Source organism: Halomonas sp. IOP_6 (assembly GCF_021151565.1).
Lineage (GTDB): Bacteria > Pseudomonadota > Gammaproteobacteria > Pseudomonadales > Halomonadaceae > Vreelandella > Vreelandella alkaliphila.
Map to the genome: position 1 here is coordinate 60,670 of NZ_JAIRBO010000001.1, position 15,071 is coordinate 75,740.

Genomic DNA, 15,071 nt, shown 5'->3' on the forward strand with positions numbered 1-15,071 from the left:
AGCACACCCGTGCCAAGGCCGGGGCGTTTTTATTATGAGTAATTAATTTTTATACCGTTATCTTGTGTTCTGCGTTCATGCATAACCAACTTGAAAAATTGCCGAGATAACCGTTTATGTTAACCAGGTAGCTAGTGCAAGTGGGCAGCTTCTATCAACGCTTTGGTATAGGGATGCTGCGGCGCGGCGAGCACTTCCAGGCAATCCCCTTGTTCAATCACGTCGCCATCTTTTAGCACCATAATGCGGTGGGCCATAGCACGAACCACGGCGAGATCGTGGCTGATAAATAGGTAGCTTAGTTGGCGGCGTGCCTGAAGTTCGCGCAGCAGCGTGACCAACTGTTTTTGTACGGTCCGATCTAACGCTGAGGTTGGTTCGTCCAGTACCAGTAGCTCAGGTTCTAGGATAATTGCCCGCGCCACCGCTATGCGCTGGCGCTGTCCCCCCGAAAACTCATGAGGGTAACGGGCAGCACAACTTTCCGGCAGACCCACTTCTCGCAGCGTGCGATGCACGCGTTCGGTGACTTCTGTATTGGTCAAGTTAGGGTAATGAAACTGCAGACCTTCACTGACAATATCAAATACCGGCATGCGTGGAGAAAGCGCTCCGTAAGGATCCTGAAAAACCATTTGTAGCCGATGGCGCTGGCGTCGCAGCGTGTCGCCAGAGAGCTGGCTCAACGTGGCATTGCCCAGTGTCACCTCACCTTGGCTAGCGACTAATCGCATAACCGCTGACGCCAGCGTTGTTTTTCCAGAGCCTGATTCGCCAACAATACCCAGCGTTTCGCCAGGAGCGATGGTTAGGTCGGTGGCTTTCAGGGCTTCAAAAGCGGGTGGCTGGCGCTGAAAAAGTCCTGTCCTCGGGCGCTTGAAACTCACGCTAAGCTGGCGTGTGGTCAAAAGCGGCGTGGTATCGGCAGGCTCAGCAGGCCGGCCTTCTGGTTCGGCGGCAATGAGGGCTTTGGTGTAGTCGCTTTGGGGATTATTAAATACATCGGCAACGCTACCGGTTTCCTGGATTTTCCCTTGATACATGACACATATCCGGTCTGCATGGCGGCGTACCAAATTTAAGTCGTGACTGATAAACAGCACACCCATACCGTGATGATCGCGGAGTTCTTTCAGCAGGGCTAAAATCTCTTGCTGAACGGTCACATCGAGCGCCGTCGTTGGCTCATCCGCAATCAACAGTGCCGGATTATTGGCAATGGCCATGGCGATCATTACCCGCTGGCGCTGACCGCCAGAAAGCTGATGTGGCCAGGCGTCAAGCAGTTCGTCAGGACGCGGTAGTTTGACTTGTTCTAACAGTGCCTTGGCCCGTGTACGTGCAGCCTGCCCGCTAAGGCCCTGGTGTAAACGAAGGGTTTCGCCTATTTGCTTGCCAATGCGGTGAAGCGGGTTGAGCGACGTCATCGGCTCTTGGAAAATAAATCCCACCTGATTACCGCGTATACCATTCCAATCACGTTTGCCTAGTTGATTAAGATCGGTCTCTTCTAACCAGCGCTGACCACTTACCTTAGCGTTGTCAGGCAGTAAATTAATCGCGCCCAGGGCAGAGACCGACTTGCCCGAGCCAGATTCCCCCACGATAGCGAGCGTTTCGCCCGCATTGACAGTGAGAGAGAGGGAATCGACAACGACGTTGCCATCGAAGGAAACACAAAACTCGCTTAAGCGCAGTAGTGGTTGGGCATTGTTTGCGTGACTAGGCATGCTTGGTTTCCTGGGCGGGTGACTGTTGCTGCTTCACATGTCGTGGGTCGAAGGCATCGCGAAGCCCTTCACCAATAAACACCAGTAGTGAGAGCATAATGGCAAGCGTCATAAACGCGGTGATGCCAAGCCATGGAGCATGCAGGTTGTTTTTGCCCTGTGCCGCCAGTTCACCAAGTGAAGGTGCGCCGGGTGGCAGGCCAAAGCCTAAAAAGTCCAGCGCGGTGAGCGTGCCAATGGCACCAGTGAACAGGAAGGGGATAAACGTCAGCGTGGCTACCATCGCGTTAGGTAGCACGTGGCGCCACATAATCAGCCGAGAAGGGAGTCCCATGGCCTTGGCTGCACGCACGTACTCAAGATTGCGTGCACGCAAAAACTCGGCGCGTACGATATCAACCAGTCCCAGCCACGAAAACAACAGCATGATGCCCAGTAACCACCAGAAACCGGGCTGCACAAAACTGGCCAATATAATCAGCAGAAATAGCACCGGTAATCCAGACCAGATTTCTGTGATGCGCTGTCCGATGAGGTCTACTTTGCCGCCAAAATAACCCTGCACACCGCCCGCCACCACGCCCAGGACCAAGGAGCCTGCGGTGAGCGCCAGAGCAAAGGCAACCGATAGTCGAAACCCGTAAATGACTCGCGCTAATACATCACGCCCTTGATCATCGGTACCCAGCCAATGGCGCCTATCTGGTGGTGCAGGCGAAGGTCGTGTCATCAGCATATCGAGGGTTTGGTAGGAGTAGGGAATAATCGGCCATAGCGCCCAACCGTGGTCGCTAATTTGCTGTTGGACAAAGGGGTCTAAGTAGTCGGTACGGGTGGGTAAGAAACCACCGAATTCGGTTTCCGGATAATCGACCAGTAGCGGTATATACCACTGTCCGTCATATTTCATTACGAGAGGCTTGTCGTTGGCGATGAGTTCAGCAAATAGGCTGACAATAAACAAAACACCAAAGAGCCACAGCGATGCTCGGGCGCGGCGATTGGCTTTAAATGCTGCTAGGCGACGCAGCGTAATCGGCGAAAGACGCGAGCTGATAAATATCATGTTTATGACTCCCTCGACGCAAAATCAATGCGTGGGTCTACCCACACATAGGTCAAGTCGGATACTAGCTTTAGCAGCAGCCCGATCACCGTATACAGAAATAGCGTTCCGAAAATGACGGGGTAGTCTCGCTGCATTACTGCCTCAAAGCCTAATAAGCCAAGGCCATCCAAGGAAAAAATTACCTCGATGAGCAGTGCGCCGGTAAAGAAAATGCCAATCATTGCAGAGGGCAACCCAGCAATGATGATTAGCATGGCGTTACGGAAAACATGGCCATACAAAATACGCTGCTCGTCGGCCCCTTTAGCCCGGGCTGTCAGTACGTACTGCTTATGAATTTCATCCAAAAAGCTGTTTTTGGTCAGCATGGTGAGGGTGGCAAAACTGCCAATCGCGGCAGCCAGTACCGGCAGGGTGATATGCCAGAAGTAGTCTTTAATTTTGCCCCAAGCGGATAGCTCGGAGAAATCGGGTGATGTTAAGCCGCGTAGAGGAAACCAATCCAGGTAAGTGCCACCAGCAAACACGACAATAAGAAGAATGGCGAACAAAAAACCAGGGATGGCATAGCCTACGATCACTAGGCCTGAGGTCCAGACATCAAAGCGAGATCCGTGTCGTAGCGCTTTGCTGATGCCTAAAGGAATAGAAATGAGATAGACCAGCAGCGTTGTCCATAAGCCTAACGAAATAGACACGGGCAGGCGCTCGATCATCAGTTCAATCACCGGTCGATCACGAAAAAAGCTAGTGCCGAAATCGAAAGTGAGATAGTCCACCATCATGCCGATAAACCGCTCGTGAGCGGGTTTGTCAAAGCCAAATTGCTGCTCTAATTGCTCGATAAAGCGTGGATCGATTCCACGCGCGCCCCTAGAGTCATCATTAACTTGTACATCCGCGCCCCCCATATCCAGGCGTGTGCTTGCCATGGCGTCGGCCCCCTCAAAGCGGGCCAACATTTGATCAATGGGCCCCCCTGGGGCAGCCTGAACAATCATGAAGTTAAGCAGCATGATGCCGAACAGGGTCGGGATCATCAGTAGCAGTCGGCGTAAGGTATAACGTGCCACAGCGCGCTCCATGAGTAATTGGGGGCCAAAAGTTTTTGCCGGTAAGCTGTTATAACTATGTTTGATGAATTTATGTTGGCTAAATCAGCGGCGTCGATGACGGCGTTGTAGTTCTGCTTCTCGATCGGTGTTTACCCACCAAGCGTCTAAATCCATGGCATAAGCCGGAAACGGTTCTGGGTAGCCAAATTTATCCCACACAGCAATCCGCGTTTCGCCTGAATGATAGTGAGGGATGACATAAAAGCCCCAACGCAGCACGCGATCAAGCGCTTGTGTAATGGTATCTAGCGTTTCACGGTCATCAGCACGAATCAGCTGCTCCACCAGCGCATCGACAGCAGGGTGGGCAAGGGCCATGCGATTGCGGCTTTGTGGTGCCTCTGCAGCAGCACTGGTCCAAAAATCGCGTTGTTCATTGCCAGGATTGTTAGACTGGGGGAAGTGGCTGATGACCATGTCGTAATCGTAGCTGCGAACTCGGTTAAGGTATTGATTGATATCGACAATGCGTAGCGACGTTTGAACCCCAAGACGTGCCATATTGCGTAGCATGGGTTGCACAACTCGCTCCAGGCCCGAGTCGTAGAGCAGTACTTCCAGGGTAAGCGGTCGGCCTGTTTCACCGTGCACCAGCACACCATCTTCTACGCGGTAGCCAGCGTCGCGCAGTAGATCAAGCGCAAGCCGCAGGCGTTCACGCAGCTCTGTGGGGTGTTCAATGGGCAGCGGGTCAGTGAACAGTCGTTCTGAATGATGGGAGTCCATCAACGCTTCACGAAAAGGTTCGAGTAGCGCAAGTTCTTCTTCTGATGGCGTTCCAGTCGCTTCCATTTCAGAATTTTGAAAAAAACTTTCCGTGCGCCGATAGGTGCCATAGAAGATATTGGTGTTTAGCCAGGGGAAATCAAACGTGAGGCTCAGCGCTTCTCGAACCCTAGGGTCTTGAAATTTCTCTTTGCGTAAATTGAAGACAAACGCCTGCATCATGGAGGGGTTAACATCAGGCACGGTAATCCGCTTAATTAAGCCGTCTTGGTAGGCAGGAAAATTATCATAGCCAATGGCCCAAGTGGCAGCACGTGCATCAGTCCTGAAGTCGGTAAGGCCTGCTTTGAAGGCTTCCCAGGCAATATCGCGGTCGCGGTAGTACTCATAAACAACACGGTCGATGTTGTAACGACCCACATTGACGGGCAAGTTCTTACCCCAATAGTTGTCATCTCGTTGATAGACAATTCGCCGCCCAGGGTCTACCTCGCTAATGCGATAGGGACCTGACCCAGGGTGTGCATCCAGGGTCGGAGAGGTAAAGTCGCGGGGTTCCCAGTAGTGACGAGGCAAGATGGGTAACTGGGCCACAATCAGTGGCAGCTCGCGTGACTCAGTGTCATTAAATTCAAAGCGCACTTGATGATCGTTTAAGGCGATAACGCGTTCGACACCGGCGTAATAGCTGCTGTAGAAGGGGTTGCCTTGTTCACGCAGCAGGTTCAGTGAGAACACCACATCATAGGCCGTTACCGGCTCCCCATCCTGAAAGCGAGCCTCTGGGCGCAAATCGAACTCTATCCACCGACGTTCCGGATCCAGGCGGACGCCTTCTGCCAGCAGTCCGTACAAACTGAAGGGCTCGCCAGGATTGCTGGCCATCAGCGAGTCATAAATTTTAGAAATACCGGTAACAGGCGTGCCACGAATAATAAACGGGTTGGTAGAGTCGAAACTGCCCCCCACGGCAGTATGGGTAATCGTTCCGCCCTTGGGGGCGGACGGATTAACATGGGGGAAGTAGGCAAAATCGGGAGGTAGCTCTGGGCTATTGTAGAGAGATAGCCCGTGCACGGTCTCAACGGGGGTAGAGGTGTTGTTTTCGACGTCTTTTTCAGAAGCCAACAGCGACAGGCTCAACAGCAAGCCGCTGGTTAACAAAAGTGCTTTGGTAAACAACACACCGCTTGGCATTGGTAACTTCCTGTAGCAACGAAGGCTTAGAAACCGGGCTTAGAACCTTAGACACAACTGCTGAGTCACAGTAGCGGCGCTAATAGTAACTGAGATATGGCCAAGAAAGATTAATAAAGACTGCGTTTTAAACCTAGTTAACAAAGCCTGGTTAGATTCCCCAAATTACCGTCCTGAAAGCGTCAGCAGTTGACCTGGCTTCAGTGCCTCTGGGCGTTCAATAGCATTCCACCTGATCAAATCTTGTTGAGTGACATTATAGCGTGACGCAATCACTGATAGGTTATCGCCACTTTCAACGCGGTGAACGCTTGGCGTGCTGGTCGATGCTAACGAAGTACTGTTTGATTGCGAAAGCTGAGCTAACACCTGAGTGTCGACTTCTTCAGGCACAAGTAACGTCTGTGCACTACGTGGGTCAAGGCTGCCATTCAGCAAGCCAGGGTTTAGCTCGGCCAGCGCGGATTGACTAACATCCAGAAGTTGAGAGGCCTGTGCCAGGCTAACTGGCTGCTCCAACTGAACTTTGGCAAAAGCGGGATCAGGATGAATGTCAGGGAGTGAGACCCCGTACTGTTCTGGATTATTGATGATCGTCGCAATGGCTTTAAGTTTGGGAACGTACTGCATCGTTTCGTGGGGCAGTGATAGTTCCCAGTAGTCGCCTGCAAGGCCTTGGCCCTGAGCTTGGCGTTGCGCACGGTTAACAGTGCCAGCACCGGCGTTGTAAGCGGCCAGCGAGAGCATTAGGTCACCCTCGTACCACTCATCTGCCTGCATTTCCAGGTAATCAAGCGCTGCTGCGGTAGACGTCACGACGTCTAAACGTCCATCGTAGTTGCCGTTGCGAACCAGGCCTAATGCATCTCCGGTACCCGGCATAAACTGCCAAAGCCCAGCGGCTCCTCGATGGCTTCGGGCGCTGGGGTCGAAAGAACTTTCAACAAACGGAATCAGCGCGATCTCACCAGGAAGGCCACGCTCGCTCACTTGCTGGGTGATCCAGGCAAGCCAGGGGGTTGCTCGTTCCGTGATGGCGGCAATATTTTGCGGGCTTGAACGGTAGTACTCTATCCACTTGTCAACGCGTGCTTGAGCATCGGCGGGGAGATTTTTTTCCTGCCACTGGAAGCTGTCACGAAGTGTGCTCCAGGCATCTTGAGGTTGTAGCTCAAGTGCTTCCCAGAAGTGATGCTGAAAGGCATTGGGGCGGAAATCGGGTGAAGCCGGCGCGTCATTGAGGGCGCTGTTAGGTTGATATGCTTCGGTAGTAGAGGCTTGAGAGCTGGCCGCTGCGGCTAAAAATAGGCTCACAATAACAGTGCTTCCAGCGCTTAGTAATAAGCGCTGGCGAATCGTTCGATAAGTCATAGTCGGTTCGTTTTTACTCGATAGCGTTCTTAAAAACGGTTCTTCCACTCGCGTAAAGTGGTGAACGTGGCGAGATCATCATCATTGACCCCATGTGTACCTACTGCTTGACGCACACTATCGGTGCTCACGCGCAAATAGGGGTTGATCTTCAGCTCGCGTCCTATCGTGCTGGGTAAGGTAGGTCGGTCTAATGCCCGAGCCTTCTCACACTCCTGCAGTGCATATTTAACGTCTTCGTTATCAGGATCTGCAGCACGAGCAAATGTTAGATTCGCTTGCGTATATTCATGCGCTGCAAAGACCAGCGTATCCTCTGGGAGTTCCGCTAAGGTTTGAAGACATGCAAACATTTGCTCTGGCGACCCTTCAAACAAGCGGCCACATCCACCACAAAACAGAGTGTCGCCGCAGAAAAGTAGCGCAGGAATTCCTGGAGTGAAGTAACTCACGTGATCTAACGTATGCCCTGGCGTGGCCATGACTTCAAAAAGACGCCCCATAATACGTACTTCATCGCCATGCCCTACCTGTTCCTTAATACCTTCAATAGTAGGATTGGAGGGGCCAATAACCCGGGGAGAGAAGCGTTTAATCAACTCTGTAAGGCCACCCGTATGATCATGATGATGGTGAGTGATTAAAATCGTATCAAGCGTTAAGGATTCACGCTCAAGAAACTCGATGACAGGTGCTGCTTCACCGGGATCCACCACGCAAACGCTTTGACTGGTATCCTGTCTTAATAGCCAAATGTAGTTATCGCTAAGTGCGGGAATCGGTGTCACGCTCATCATGGGCGAGATCCTTTAGTTCAAAAAATAGACGCTCAATTAGACGCTTTCGAATGCGCTAACGCTGGCGTTCAAAACGTTAAAAAGCATTTACTGTGGAGGGAAGCGTTGTTCATGTCAACTTCGTCAACGGCAACTCGGCTCGCCCAGCAGATGGCGGAAAGCCAAGCGTACTGGCAAACAGAGGCTGGCCGTTCGCTATGGGAAACGCAGCGAGCGTGTTTGGGGCCGCTGGTTGAAGGACGCAAAGGTGGCCACAGTTTAGAGATGAGTATGGGGCCGACGTTGATGACGATGTCGGCTATTCCTCATGTCATTCGCTGGTCACCGACGAGAGCAATGGCGGAGGCTTCGTCCACGTTAGTTTGTCCGCCTGATCACCTTGCCTTACCAGACCGCAGTTTAGAGGTGGTGATTATTCATCACTGGCTAGAGCATTTGCCAGATGCCCATCACACCTTACAAGAGGCTGCCCGGGTAACTTCCGATAGCGGTGTGTTAGTTCTGTTTGGTTTCAATCCGCTAGGATTGAACGGGTTAACCCAGCGTTGGCGTAAGCAGCAAGGGAATTTCCCTTGGAGCGGGCAGTGGCGTACGGCTAGCCGTTTGCGCGATTGGCTGGCGTTTGTCGATTTTGACGTAGAACGCGTAGACTACTGCTGTTTTCGGGGGCCGATGAGCACCACCTGTGGAGAGCGCTGGGAAGCGTTGGGACGCAGGCATAATTTACCATTGGGTGAAAGTTACATGATTCAAGCGCAGCGGCGACAACGCCATGCGCCGGTAGAGCGTCTTAAATTCGGGTTGCGTGCACCGATCACTCCCACTTCTCTGGGAGCTACGCGAACCGGTGTTTCTGCGCGATACCACTCGGGTCAACGTCGTCTAGAAAAGGATAGTGAAAGTGAGTAAGCAAGCAACCGATGGGTTGCCTCGCGTTACGGTGTATACCGATGGGGCCTGTCGAGGAAATCCGGGCCCAGGCGGCTGGGGTGTAGTGCTGTCAAGCGGGCAGCATGAAAAGACGTTAAAAGGCTTCGAAGCAGATACCACTAACAACCGAATGGAATTAATGGCGGCCATTATGGCGTTGAGAACGCTAAACAAGCCGTGTGAAGTGGCTCTCTGGACCGATTCCCAGTATGTGCGCCAAGGAATTACTCAATGGATTCACAATTGGATTAAGCGAGGCTGGAAGACAGCGGCCAAGCAACCGGTTAAAAACGCTGAGCTTTGGAAGACCCTTCACGAGGAGACACAGCGGCATCGTGTCGAGTGGCACTGGGTAAAAGGGCATAGCGGGCACCCCGGTAATGAGCGCGCCGATGCGTTGGCTAACGAAGCCATTGATGAGCATAACAGGAGAGCAGCATGCGCCAAGTGATCTTGGATACGGAAACAACCGGCATTGACCCAAAAGATGGTCACCGATTAGTGGAAATTGGTGCCGTTGAAATGATTAACCGGCGGTTTACAGGGCGCTCCTATCATCAGTATATAAATCCTGAACGGCATATTGATGCTGAAGTCGTGGCGGTTCACGGTATTGATGACGCCAAGGTGGCGAATGAACCGGTGTTTGCCGAAATAGCCGATGACTTCTGGGCATTTATAGCAGGAGCCGAGCTGGTGATTCATAACGCCCCCTTCGATGTGGGGTTTATTGATCACGAGCTGACCATGTTAAACCAGCGGCGACGGTCCCCCGCGTTAGGTCCTGTTAGTGAACATTGCCGCATTCTTGATACGTTGGTGATGGCTCGTCAGATGCACCCAGGCCAGCGTAATAGTCTCGATGCGTTATGCAAGCGTTACGACATTGATAACGGTCATCGTGTGTTGCACGGCGCATTGCTTGATGCCGAGATCCTAGCCGACGTCTATTTGGCGATGACCGGCGGGCAAACGGCGCTGACGCTTGATTCAGAAGCATCGTCAGGTGAGCAGCAAAATAATCAAGCCAATGAAGGGCTGTCGGTGCAGCGTTTAGCGTTGACGCCAGGGCAGTTAAGGGTCGTCCGGCCTAGTGAGGAAGAGCGCGCCGCTCACCAAGCTAAATGTCAGGCGCATCAATTACGTTGGTTCGAGGGTGGTTGGTCTGAAGGTAATAGTGCCGATGCTTAGACGAGAAATTCCCCATTATGCGCGAGAAGGTCGTGTTATCCGCGTGTCCCGTAGTCATCTAGCGCCAGCACCGTTGGCTGAAGGTGGTGAGTTGACGCCGTTACAGCCGACTCAACCGTGGGACGAGCGGATGCAGCCGCTGTGCTACTGGCACGATGAGCCGGTGGCGCTGTTAGTGGAAAGTAAGCCGGGTGAGGACTGGATAGATGGACGGCAGTGGCTAGGGGAGTTGACTGCTTCCTGGTTCAGCCTGTTATCGACGGCGCTTCAGGTCGGTGCTTGGTTAGAGAACCATCGTTTTTGTGGGCGTTGCGGTGAGAAGGCAACCAAGTTGGAAGCTGAGTTTGCGATGCACTGTCATGCCTGTGGGCATCGTAACTATCCGCGCATTTCACCCTGCATTATCACGCTAGTCACCAGTGGGGAGGCGATGCTGTTAGCACGAAGCCCAAGATTCCCTCCTGGACGTTACTCAACACTTGCGGGCTTCATTGAGCCTGGGGAGTCTGCTGAAGAAGCGGTACATCGTGAGATATACGAAGAGGTAGGCGTACATGTAGAAAATCTTCGTTATCACCAAAGCCAAGCGTGGCCATTTCCGCACTCACTAATGTTTGGTTTTTTTGCAGAAGCGACGACGCGGCGCATTCATATCGATGGTGTGGAGATTAGTGATGCCGCTTGGTTTTCGCCAAGGCAGTTACCTTCATTGCCACCACCGTACTCAATTTCACGTGAACTTATCGAAGCGCATCTCGCCCGCTGGCGTTGAATGCTCGCGGGCGAGAACGGGCGTTATTTACTGGGAAACAGGCTGGTCAGCTTAGTGGCCAGCATGACATTGCCGGTAGCTTTCAGCTTACCCGTCATAAAAGCCGTCATGCCGTTGATGTCGCCGCTCATGATGCCTTTAAGCGTATCTGAACTCATGCTTAGGCTTACAGAAGGATCGTCGTGCTCGCCTTCGTGTGCGTCCAGAGTTCCATCTTGGATAACCATGTAATGGCTGCCCGCGTCAGAGAAATGAAATTGAAATACCTCATCCATTCCTTTGGCAGCTTCTGGGTTAAAGCGCGACTGAAGTTTATCTAACGTGTTCGATGACATTATAAATTCCCAAAAGTTATTTGGTCGTTAACCAAGCAGGTGTAAGGCGTTAGGTGAGTTAGTTTCTCACGACGCTATCAACGAGGTTATTTTAAACAAGTGTTTTAATCAAGCTGGATTGTCGAGTAGGAGAGAAGGCATGAGTGACTGGATGGTAGAGATGGGCACGTTTTTGATTCAAGCCACCTTGCTGATGGCGATGGTGGGCATCGTGCTGGCGTTAGTGTTGCGTAATAAGGAGAGTGGGGATAATAGCCTTAAGCTAAGCGTAGAGTCGCTTAATGACCAGCGGCGCTCTCGTGGCCGCAGGCTGCGCGTTACCACGACAGAACAAGGTGCACGGAAAAAACTGGTAAAAGCGTTTCGCCAAGAAGAGAAAGCAAAACACAAGGCCGCCAAGCAAGGTAAAGGAGAGGCTCAGAGCGCTCAGAAGGTATGGGTGTTGGACTTTCATGGTGATCTCAAGGCTTCGCAAACTGAGCAGTTTGCTCAAGAAGTTTCCGCGATTATTGATGTTGCCGCAGCCGAGGATGAAGTTGTCGTGCGGTTAGAGTCGGCGGGCGGGCTCGTACATGCCTATGGCTTAGCGGCAGCGCAGCTTGACCGTCTTCAAGCAGCAGGTTTAACCACAACGATATGTATCGACAAAGTGGCCGCCAGCGGCGGCTATATGATGGCGTGTACGGCCAACCATATTAAAGCTGCGCCGTTTGCGGTGATTGGCTCTATTGGCGTTGTGGCTCAGGTGCCTAATATTCATCGCTTGCTAAAGCGCAATGATATTGATGTCGAACTGCTGACGGCGGGCAAATACAAACGAACCTTGACCGTGCTGGGGGAAAATACCGAAGAGGGTCGTGAGAAGTTTATTGATGATTTAGAAAATACCCATCGGTTGTTTAAAGAGTATGTCTCTCAGCATCGTCCTGACATGGACATTGATGCACTAGCGACGGGTGAAATTTGGTACGGCAGTGAAGCGTTAGAACAGAAACTGACCGACAGCATTGGTACCAGTGAGGCGTATTTGGTAGAGCGCATGGCGCAGGCTCAGGTGTACAGCGTGAAGCTTGAACCGCCGAAAACCCTCAGCCGTAAGGTAGGCTTGGCTGTGTCGGCGGGCGTCGAGCAAGCCATTGTTAAAGGGCTTGGTTTAATCGATGCGGCTGGTTGGCAACGTCGATAGTCGATAGCTACTGTTAATAGCTGCTTTTCAGTTAGGTGGCGTAGTGGTGCGCCAGGGTGTCAATAATCGCCTTGGCGCTTTCACTACTTAGTGAGTAGTAAATGGTTTGCGATTCGCGGCGAGTGTCGACCAGTTGATCGCGACGCAAAATTGCCAAGTGTTGGCTTAACGCGGACTGGCTCAGCTCCAATTGCTGGTTGATTTGAGTGACTGAGAGCTCTTTTTCTGCCAGAAGGCAGAGTATTTGGAGACGTTTTTCGTTTGCCAATGCTTTAAGTAGATTAGTGCCCGCCTCAATGGCGTGGCAATCATGTTCAAGCAAACGGGCAGCGGCGCTAGTAGAAGCAGACATGAGGATCTCCTTGCCTACACTGTTGTGACAGCGTTGTTATAGGTTATTTAGGCATCGTCGCGTCGCGAGGATCAGTTGTTGAATGATCAGTAATTTAGCGGTGTTTGTCCAAACACTGGTTTAACGATCTATCAATGGTAGTGAAGTAGTGTTTTGTCGACAATGATGTTGGGCGTGTAGCGCTTTAGTCGCGATTTATCCCATAGTATGAGGGTGTGGCGGCTATTTTCTTTATAAAGTGTCAACAATCGATCGCTTTCATTGACACAATAAAGGCAAGCCCATCATGAGCCTCTATCAGCAAACTTATCAGCAATCTGTCGAAAACCCCGAAACATTCTGGGCTGAGCAGGCCAAGCGACTGCCTTGGTTCAAATTTCCTTCCACAATTCTTAGCTATGACGATCATCAACATGCTCGCTGGTTTGACGATGGCGAACTGAATATTTGCTACGCGGCGATCGATTATCACGTTGAGCAAGGCAGGGGTGACCAGCCTGCTATTCTATGGGATTCTCCCGTTACCCAAACAAAGCAAGCCATTACCTATCAAGCGTTGCGTGATCGTGTCGCGCAGTTTGCCGGAGGACTTGCTCGCCTTGGTGTGACGAAAGGGGATCGAGTGGTTATTTACATGCCGATGGTGCCAGAAGCGCTCATCGCAATGTATGCCTGCGCTCGATTAGGGGCGGTTCACTCGGTGGTATTTGGTGGCTTTGCACCCCACGAACTGGCGGTGCGCATCGAAGATGCTGAGCCAAAAGTAGTGATTGCTGCTTCCTGTGGTATAGAAGTAGATAAAGTGCTTCCTTACAAACCTATTGTTGATCAGGCCATTTCACTCAGCAGTTTCAAGCCGGATGCCTGCGTCGTTTTTCAACGTGAAGCCCACCGTGCGGAACTTCACGAAGGCGACCATGACTGGCAAACATTGGTAGCGGATGCACCGTTTGCTGATTGTGTTCCCGTAAAAGCGACCGATCCACTCTATGTTCTTTATACCTCTGGCACGACAGGTAAGCCCAAGGGGGTTATGCGAGATACAGGCGGGTATGCGGTAGCGTTAGCCTATTCGATGGAAGCAATCTATGCCCTGAACCCTGGCGATGTGATGTTCACGGCGTCGGATGTAGGGTGGGTAGTAGGACACTCTTATATTGTGTATGCGCCGCTGCTAAGAGGATGTACCACAATAGTGTATGAGGGGAAACCCGTTAAAACACCTGATGCAGGCGGCTTTTGGCGGTTAATTGACGAGTACAAGGTTAAAAGCTTTTTCACTGCGCCGACAGCCTTCCGCGCCATCAAAAAAGAAGATCCTGATGCCAAGCTGCTAGCTAATTATGATATCAGCAGCCTTGAACACTTATATGTAGCCGGTGAGCGTTTAGACCCTCCGACGTTTCATTGGCTTGATGACCTGCTGGATGTACCGGTAATCGATCATTGGTGGCAAACTGAAACCGGCTGGCCTATCGCAGCAAACTTGCCGGGCATTGAATCTGCGCCCACCAAAGCAGGCTCGGCAACCTTCCCGGTGCCTGGATTTAACGTGCAAATTTTGGATCGTGACGGTGAGCAAACAGACCCAATGCAGCAGGGCAGCGTGGTCATTAAGCAACCACTTCCACCTGGCTGCCTTATCGGTATCTGGCGTGATCCCCAACGTTTTCATAGTGCCTACATGGCAGCCTACCCGGGTTATTACCTGACTGGCGATGGTGGCTACTTCGATGAAGAGGGATACTTATTCATCATGGGTAGAACCGATGACGTGATCAACGTTGCCGGACATCGTCTTTCTACCGGCGAAATGGAAGAAATCGTCGGTGCGCACCCTGCGGTGGCTGAGTGTGCCGTGATTGGTATTCACGACGAGCTAAAGGGCCAACTACCCATCGGGCTAGTGATCACTAAAGATGGTTTTGATGGCGATGAAGCAACGCTTGAAGCAGAGCTGATTAGTCGAGTGCGCGAGCACATTGGGCCGATTGCTTGCTTTAAGCAGGTGTTGGTCGTCAATCGATTGCCTAAAACCCGCTCGGGTAAAATCTTGCGCAAGTTGCTGCGTAATATTGCCGACGGTAAGTCGTTCGGCATTCCCTCGACCATTGATGATCCGACTAGCTTAGAAGATGTGCATGCGGCGATGTGCGAGCGTTCTGTCGGCGCGTCGGGTCAAGCTAAGTCGCTAGACGTTTAGGTTAAAACGTTGCTAATAGCGTGATGAATAGAGTCGCCCCGGCAGGTGGGCGACTTTAATTACCTAACGGAAGGCGTATAATGCGCGCCCCAGTGGC

At 51.9% G+C, this 15,071-nt stretch carries 14 protein-coding genes; 6 read left to right on the forward strand and 8 right to left on the reverse strand.

Annotated features, from left to right (window positions below; all coding sequences use genetic code 11):
- Window positions 1-131: 131 nt before the first annotated feature.
- The 6 genes from K7H08_RS00285 to gloB all read right to left on the reverse strand — a co-directional run bounded on the left by K7H08_RS00285 (window position 132) and on the right by gloB (window position 8,005).
- The gene (locus K7H08_RS00285; RefSeq protein WP_231656909.1) at window positions 132-1,730 is read right to left on the reverse strand and encodes an ABC transporter ATP-binding protein; all 1,599 of its coding nucleotides are present in this window, start codon (window positions 1,728-1,730) and stop codon (window positions 132-134) included.
- On the reverse strand, window positions 1,723-2,796 hold the full coding sequence (locus K7H08_RS00290; RefSeq protein ID WP_231656910.1) for an ABC transporter permease: 1,074 nt from the start codon (window positions 2,794-2,796) through the stop codon (window positions 1,723-1,725). The genes K7H08_RS00285 and K7H08_RS00290 overlap by 8 nt, the downstream gene beginning before the upstream one ends.
- Before the next feature lie 2 nt (window positions 2,797-2,798).
- Complete coding sequence (locus K7H08_RS00295; RefSeq protein ID WP_095602882.1) at window positions 2,799-3,872, reverse strand: microcin C ABC transporter permease YejB; 1,074 nt, start codon at window positions 3,870-3,872, stop codon at window positions 2,799-2,801.
- 84 nt (window positions 3,873-3,956) lie between these two features.
- Entirely contained in the window at window positions 3,957-5,837 is a 1,881-nt protein-coding gene (locus tag K7H08_RS00300; RefSeq protein WP_231656911.1) for an extracellular solute-binding protein, read from the reverse strand.
- A gap of 165 nt (window positions 5,838-6,002) precedes the next feature.
- Window positions 6,003-7,208 carry a transglycosylase SLT domain-containing protein gene (locus tag K7H08_RS00305; RefSeq protein ID WP_038484020.1) on the reverse strand — a complete coding sequence of 402 codons (1,206 nt, stop codon included), beginning with the start codon at window positions 7,206-7,208 and terminating at the stop codon, window positions 6,003-6,005.
- 29 nt (window positions 7,209-7,237) lie between these two features.
- On the reverse strand, window positions 7,238-8,005 hold the full coding sequence (gene gloB / locus K7H08_RS00310) for a hydroxyacylglutathione hydrolase (protein WP_231656912.1): 768 nt from the start codon (window positions 8,003-8,005) through the stop codon (window positions 7,238-7,240).
- Between the two features lie 111 nt (window positions 8,006-8,116).
- Between gloB and K7H08_RS00315 the strand changes: the two genes are divergently transcribed.
- Genes K7H08_RS00315 through nudC form a run of 4 tightly spaced genes read left to right on the forward strand, consistent with a single transcriptional unit; the run spans window position 8,117 to window position 10,898 of the window.
- Window positions 8,117-8,914: a class I SAM-dependent methyltransferase gene (locus tag K7H08_RS00315; protein WP_038484026.1), complete on the forward strand. Its 798-nt coding sequence runs from the start codon at window positions 8,117-8,119 to the stop codon at window positions 8,912-8,914.
- A complete protein-coding gene (rnhA, locus tag K7H08_RS00320; protein ID WP_038484029.1) occupies window positions 8,907-9,386 on the forward strand; it encodes a ribonuclease HI in 480 nt (159 codons plus the stop codon). Before K7H08_RS00315 ends, rnhA begins: the two co-directional genes overlap by 8 nt.
- Window positions 9,374-10,126 carry a DNA polymerase III subunit epsilon gene (dnaQ, locus tag K7H08_RS00325; RefSeq protein WP_120386980.1) on the forward strand — a complete coding sequence of 251 codons (753 nt, stop codon included), beginning with the start codon at window positions 9,374-9,376 and terminating at the stop codon, window positions 10,124-10,126. The genes rnhA and dnaQ overlap by 13 nt, the downstream gene beginning before the upstream one ends.
- Window positions 10,119-10,898 (forward strand): NAD(+) diphosphatase, encoded by a 780-nt coding sequence (gene nudC, locus K7H08_RS00330; protein WP_038484035.1) that lies wholly within the window; start codon window positions 10,119-10,121, stop codon window positions 10,896-10,898. The genes dnaQ and nudC overlap by 8 nt, the downstream gene beginning before the upstream one ends.
- 23 nt (window positions 10,899-10,921) lie before the next feature.
- Here the strand turns inward: nudC and K7H08_RS00335 are convergent, their stop codons facing one another.
- On the reverse strand, window positions 10,922-11,233 hold the full coding sequence (locus tag K7H08_RS00335; RefSeq protein WP_038484038.1) for an SCP2 sterol-binding domain-containing protein: 312 nt from the start codon (window positions 11,231-11,233) through the stop codon (window positions 10,922-10,924).
- Between the two features lie 139 nt (window positions 11,234-11,372).
- Between K7H08_RS00335 and sohB the strand changes: the two genes are divergently transcribed.
- A complete protein-coding gene (gene sohB / locus K7H08_RS00340) occupies window positions 11,373-12,419 on the forward strand; it encodes a protease SohB (protein ID WP_231656913.1) in 1,047 nt (348 codons plus the stop codon).
- Window positions 12,420-12,450: 31 nt separating this feature from the next.
- Here the strand turns inward: sohB and K7H08_RS00345 are convergent, their stop codons facing one another.
- On the reverse strand, window positions 12,451-12,771 hold the full coding sequence (locus tag K7H08_RS00345; protein WP_038484043.1) for an ArsR/SmtB family transcription factor: 321 nt from the start codon (window positions 12,769-12,771) through the stop codon (window positions 12,451-12,453).
- Between the two features lie 286 nt (window positions 12,772-13,057).
- On the opposite strand from K7H08_RS00345, the gene K7H08_RS00350 reads away from it, so the two are divergent.
- Window positions 13,058-14,974, forward strand: coding sequence for a propionyl-CoA synthetase (locus tag K7H08_RS00350; protein WP_198349750.1), 1,917 nt, complete (start codon window positions 13,058-13,060; stop codon window positions 14,972-14,974).
- Window positions 14,975-15,071: the final 97 nt, after the last annotated feature.

Coding starts and splice junctions, on each gene's coding strand:
- sohB (WP_231656913.1), top strand. CDS start 11,373: ATGAGTGACTGGATGGTAGAGATGGGCACGTTTTTGATTCAAGCCACC.
- K7H08_RS00300 (WP_231656911.1), bottom strand. CDS start 5,837: ATGCCAAGCGGTGTGTTGTTTACCAAAGCACTTTTGTTAACCAGCGGC.
- K7H08_RS00290 (WP_231656910.1), bottom strand. CDS start 2,796: ATGATATTTATCAGCTCGCGTCTTTCGCCGATTACGCTGCGTCGCCTA.
- K7H08_RS00350 (WP_198349750.1), top strand. CDS start 13,058: ATGAGCCTCTATCAGCAAACTTATCAGCAATCTGTCGAAAACCCCGAA.
- K7H08_RS00335 (WP_038484038.1), bottom strand. CDS start 11,233: ATGTCATCGAACACGTTAGATAAACTTCAGTCGCGCTTTAACCCAGAA.
- K7H08_RS00345 (WP_038484043.1), bottom strand. CDS start 12,771: ATGTCTGCTTCTACTAGCGCCGCTGCCCGTTTGCTTGAACATGATTGC.
- K7H08_RS00285 (WP_231656909.1), bottom strand. CDS start 1,730: ATGCCTAGTCACGCAAACAATGCCCAACCACTACTGCGCTTAAGCGAG.
- nudC (WP_038484035.1), top strand. CDS start 10,119: ATGCTTAGACGAGAAATTCCCCATTATGCGCGAGAAGGTCGTGTTATC.
- K7H08_RS00305 (WP_038484020.1), bottom strand. CDS start 7,208: ATGACTTATCGAACGATTCGCCAGCGCTTATTACTAAGCGCTGGAAGC.
- gloB (WP_231656912.1), bottom strand. CDS start 8,005: ATGATGAGCGTGACACCGATTCCCGCACTTAGCGATAACTACATTTGG.
- dnaQ (WP_120386980.1), top strand. CDS start 9,374: ATGCGCCAAGTGATCTTGGATACGGAAACAACCGGCATTGACCCAAAA.
- K7H08_RS00315 (WP_038484026.1), top strand. CDS start 8,117: ATGTCAACTTCGTCAACGGCAACTCGGCTCGCCCAGCAGATGGCGGAA.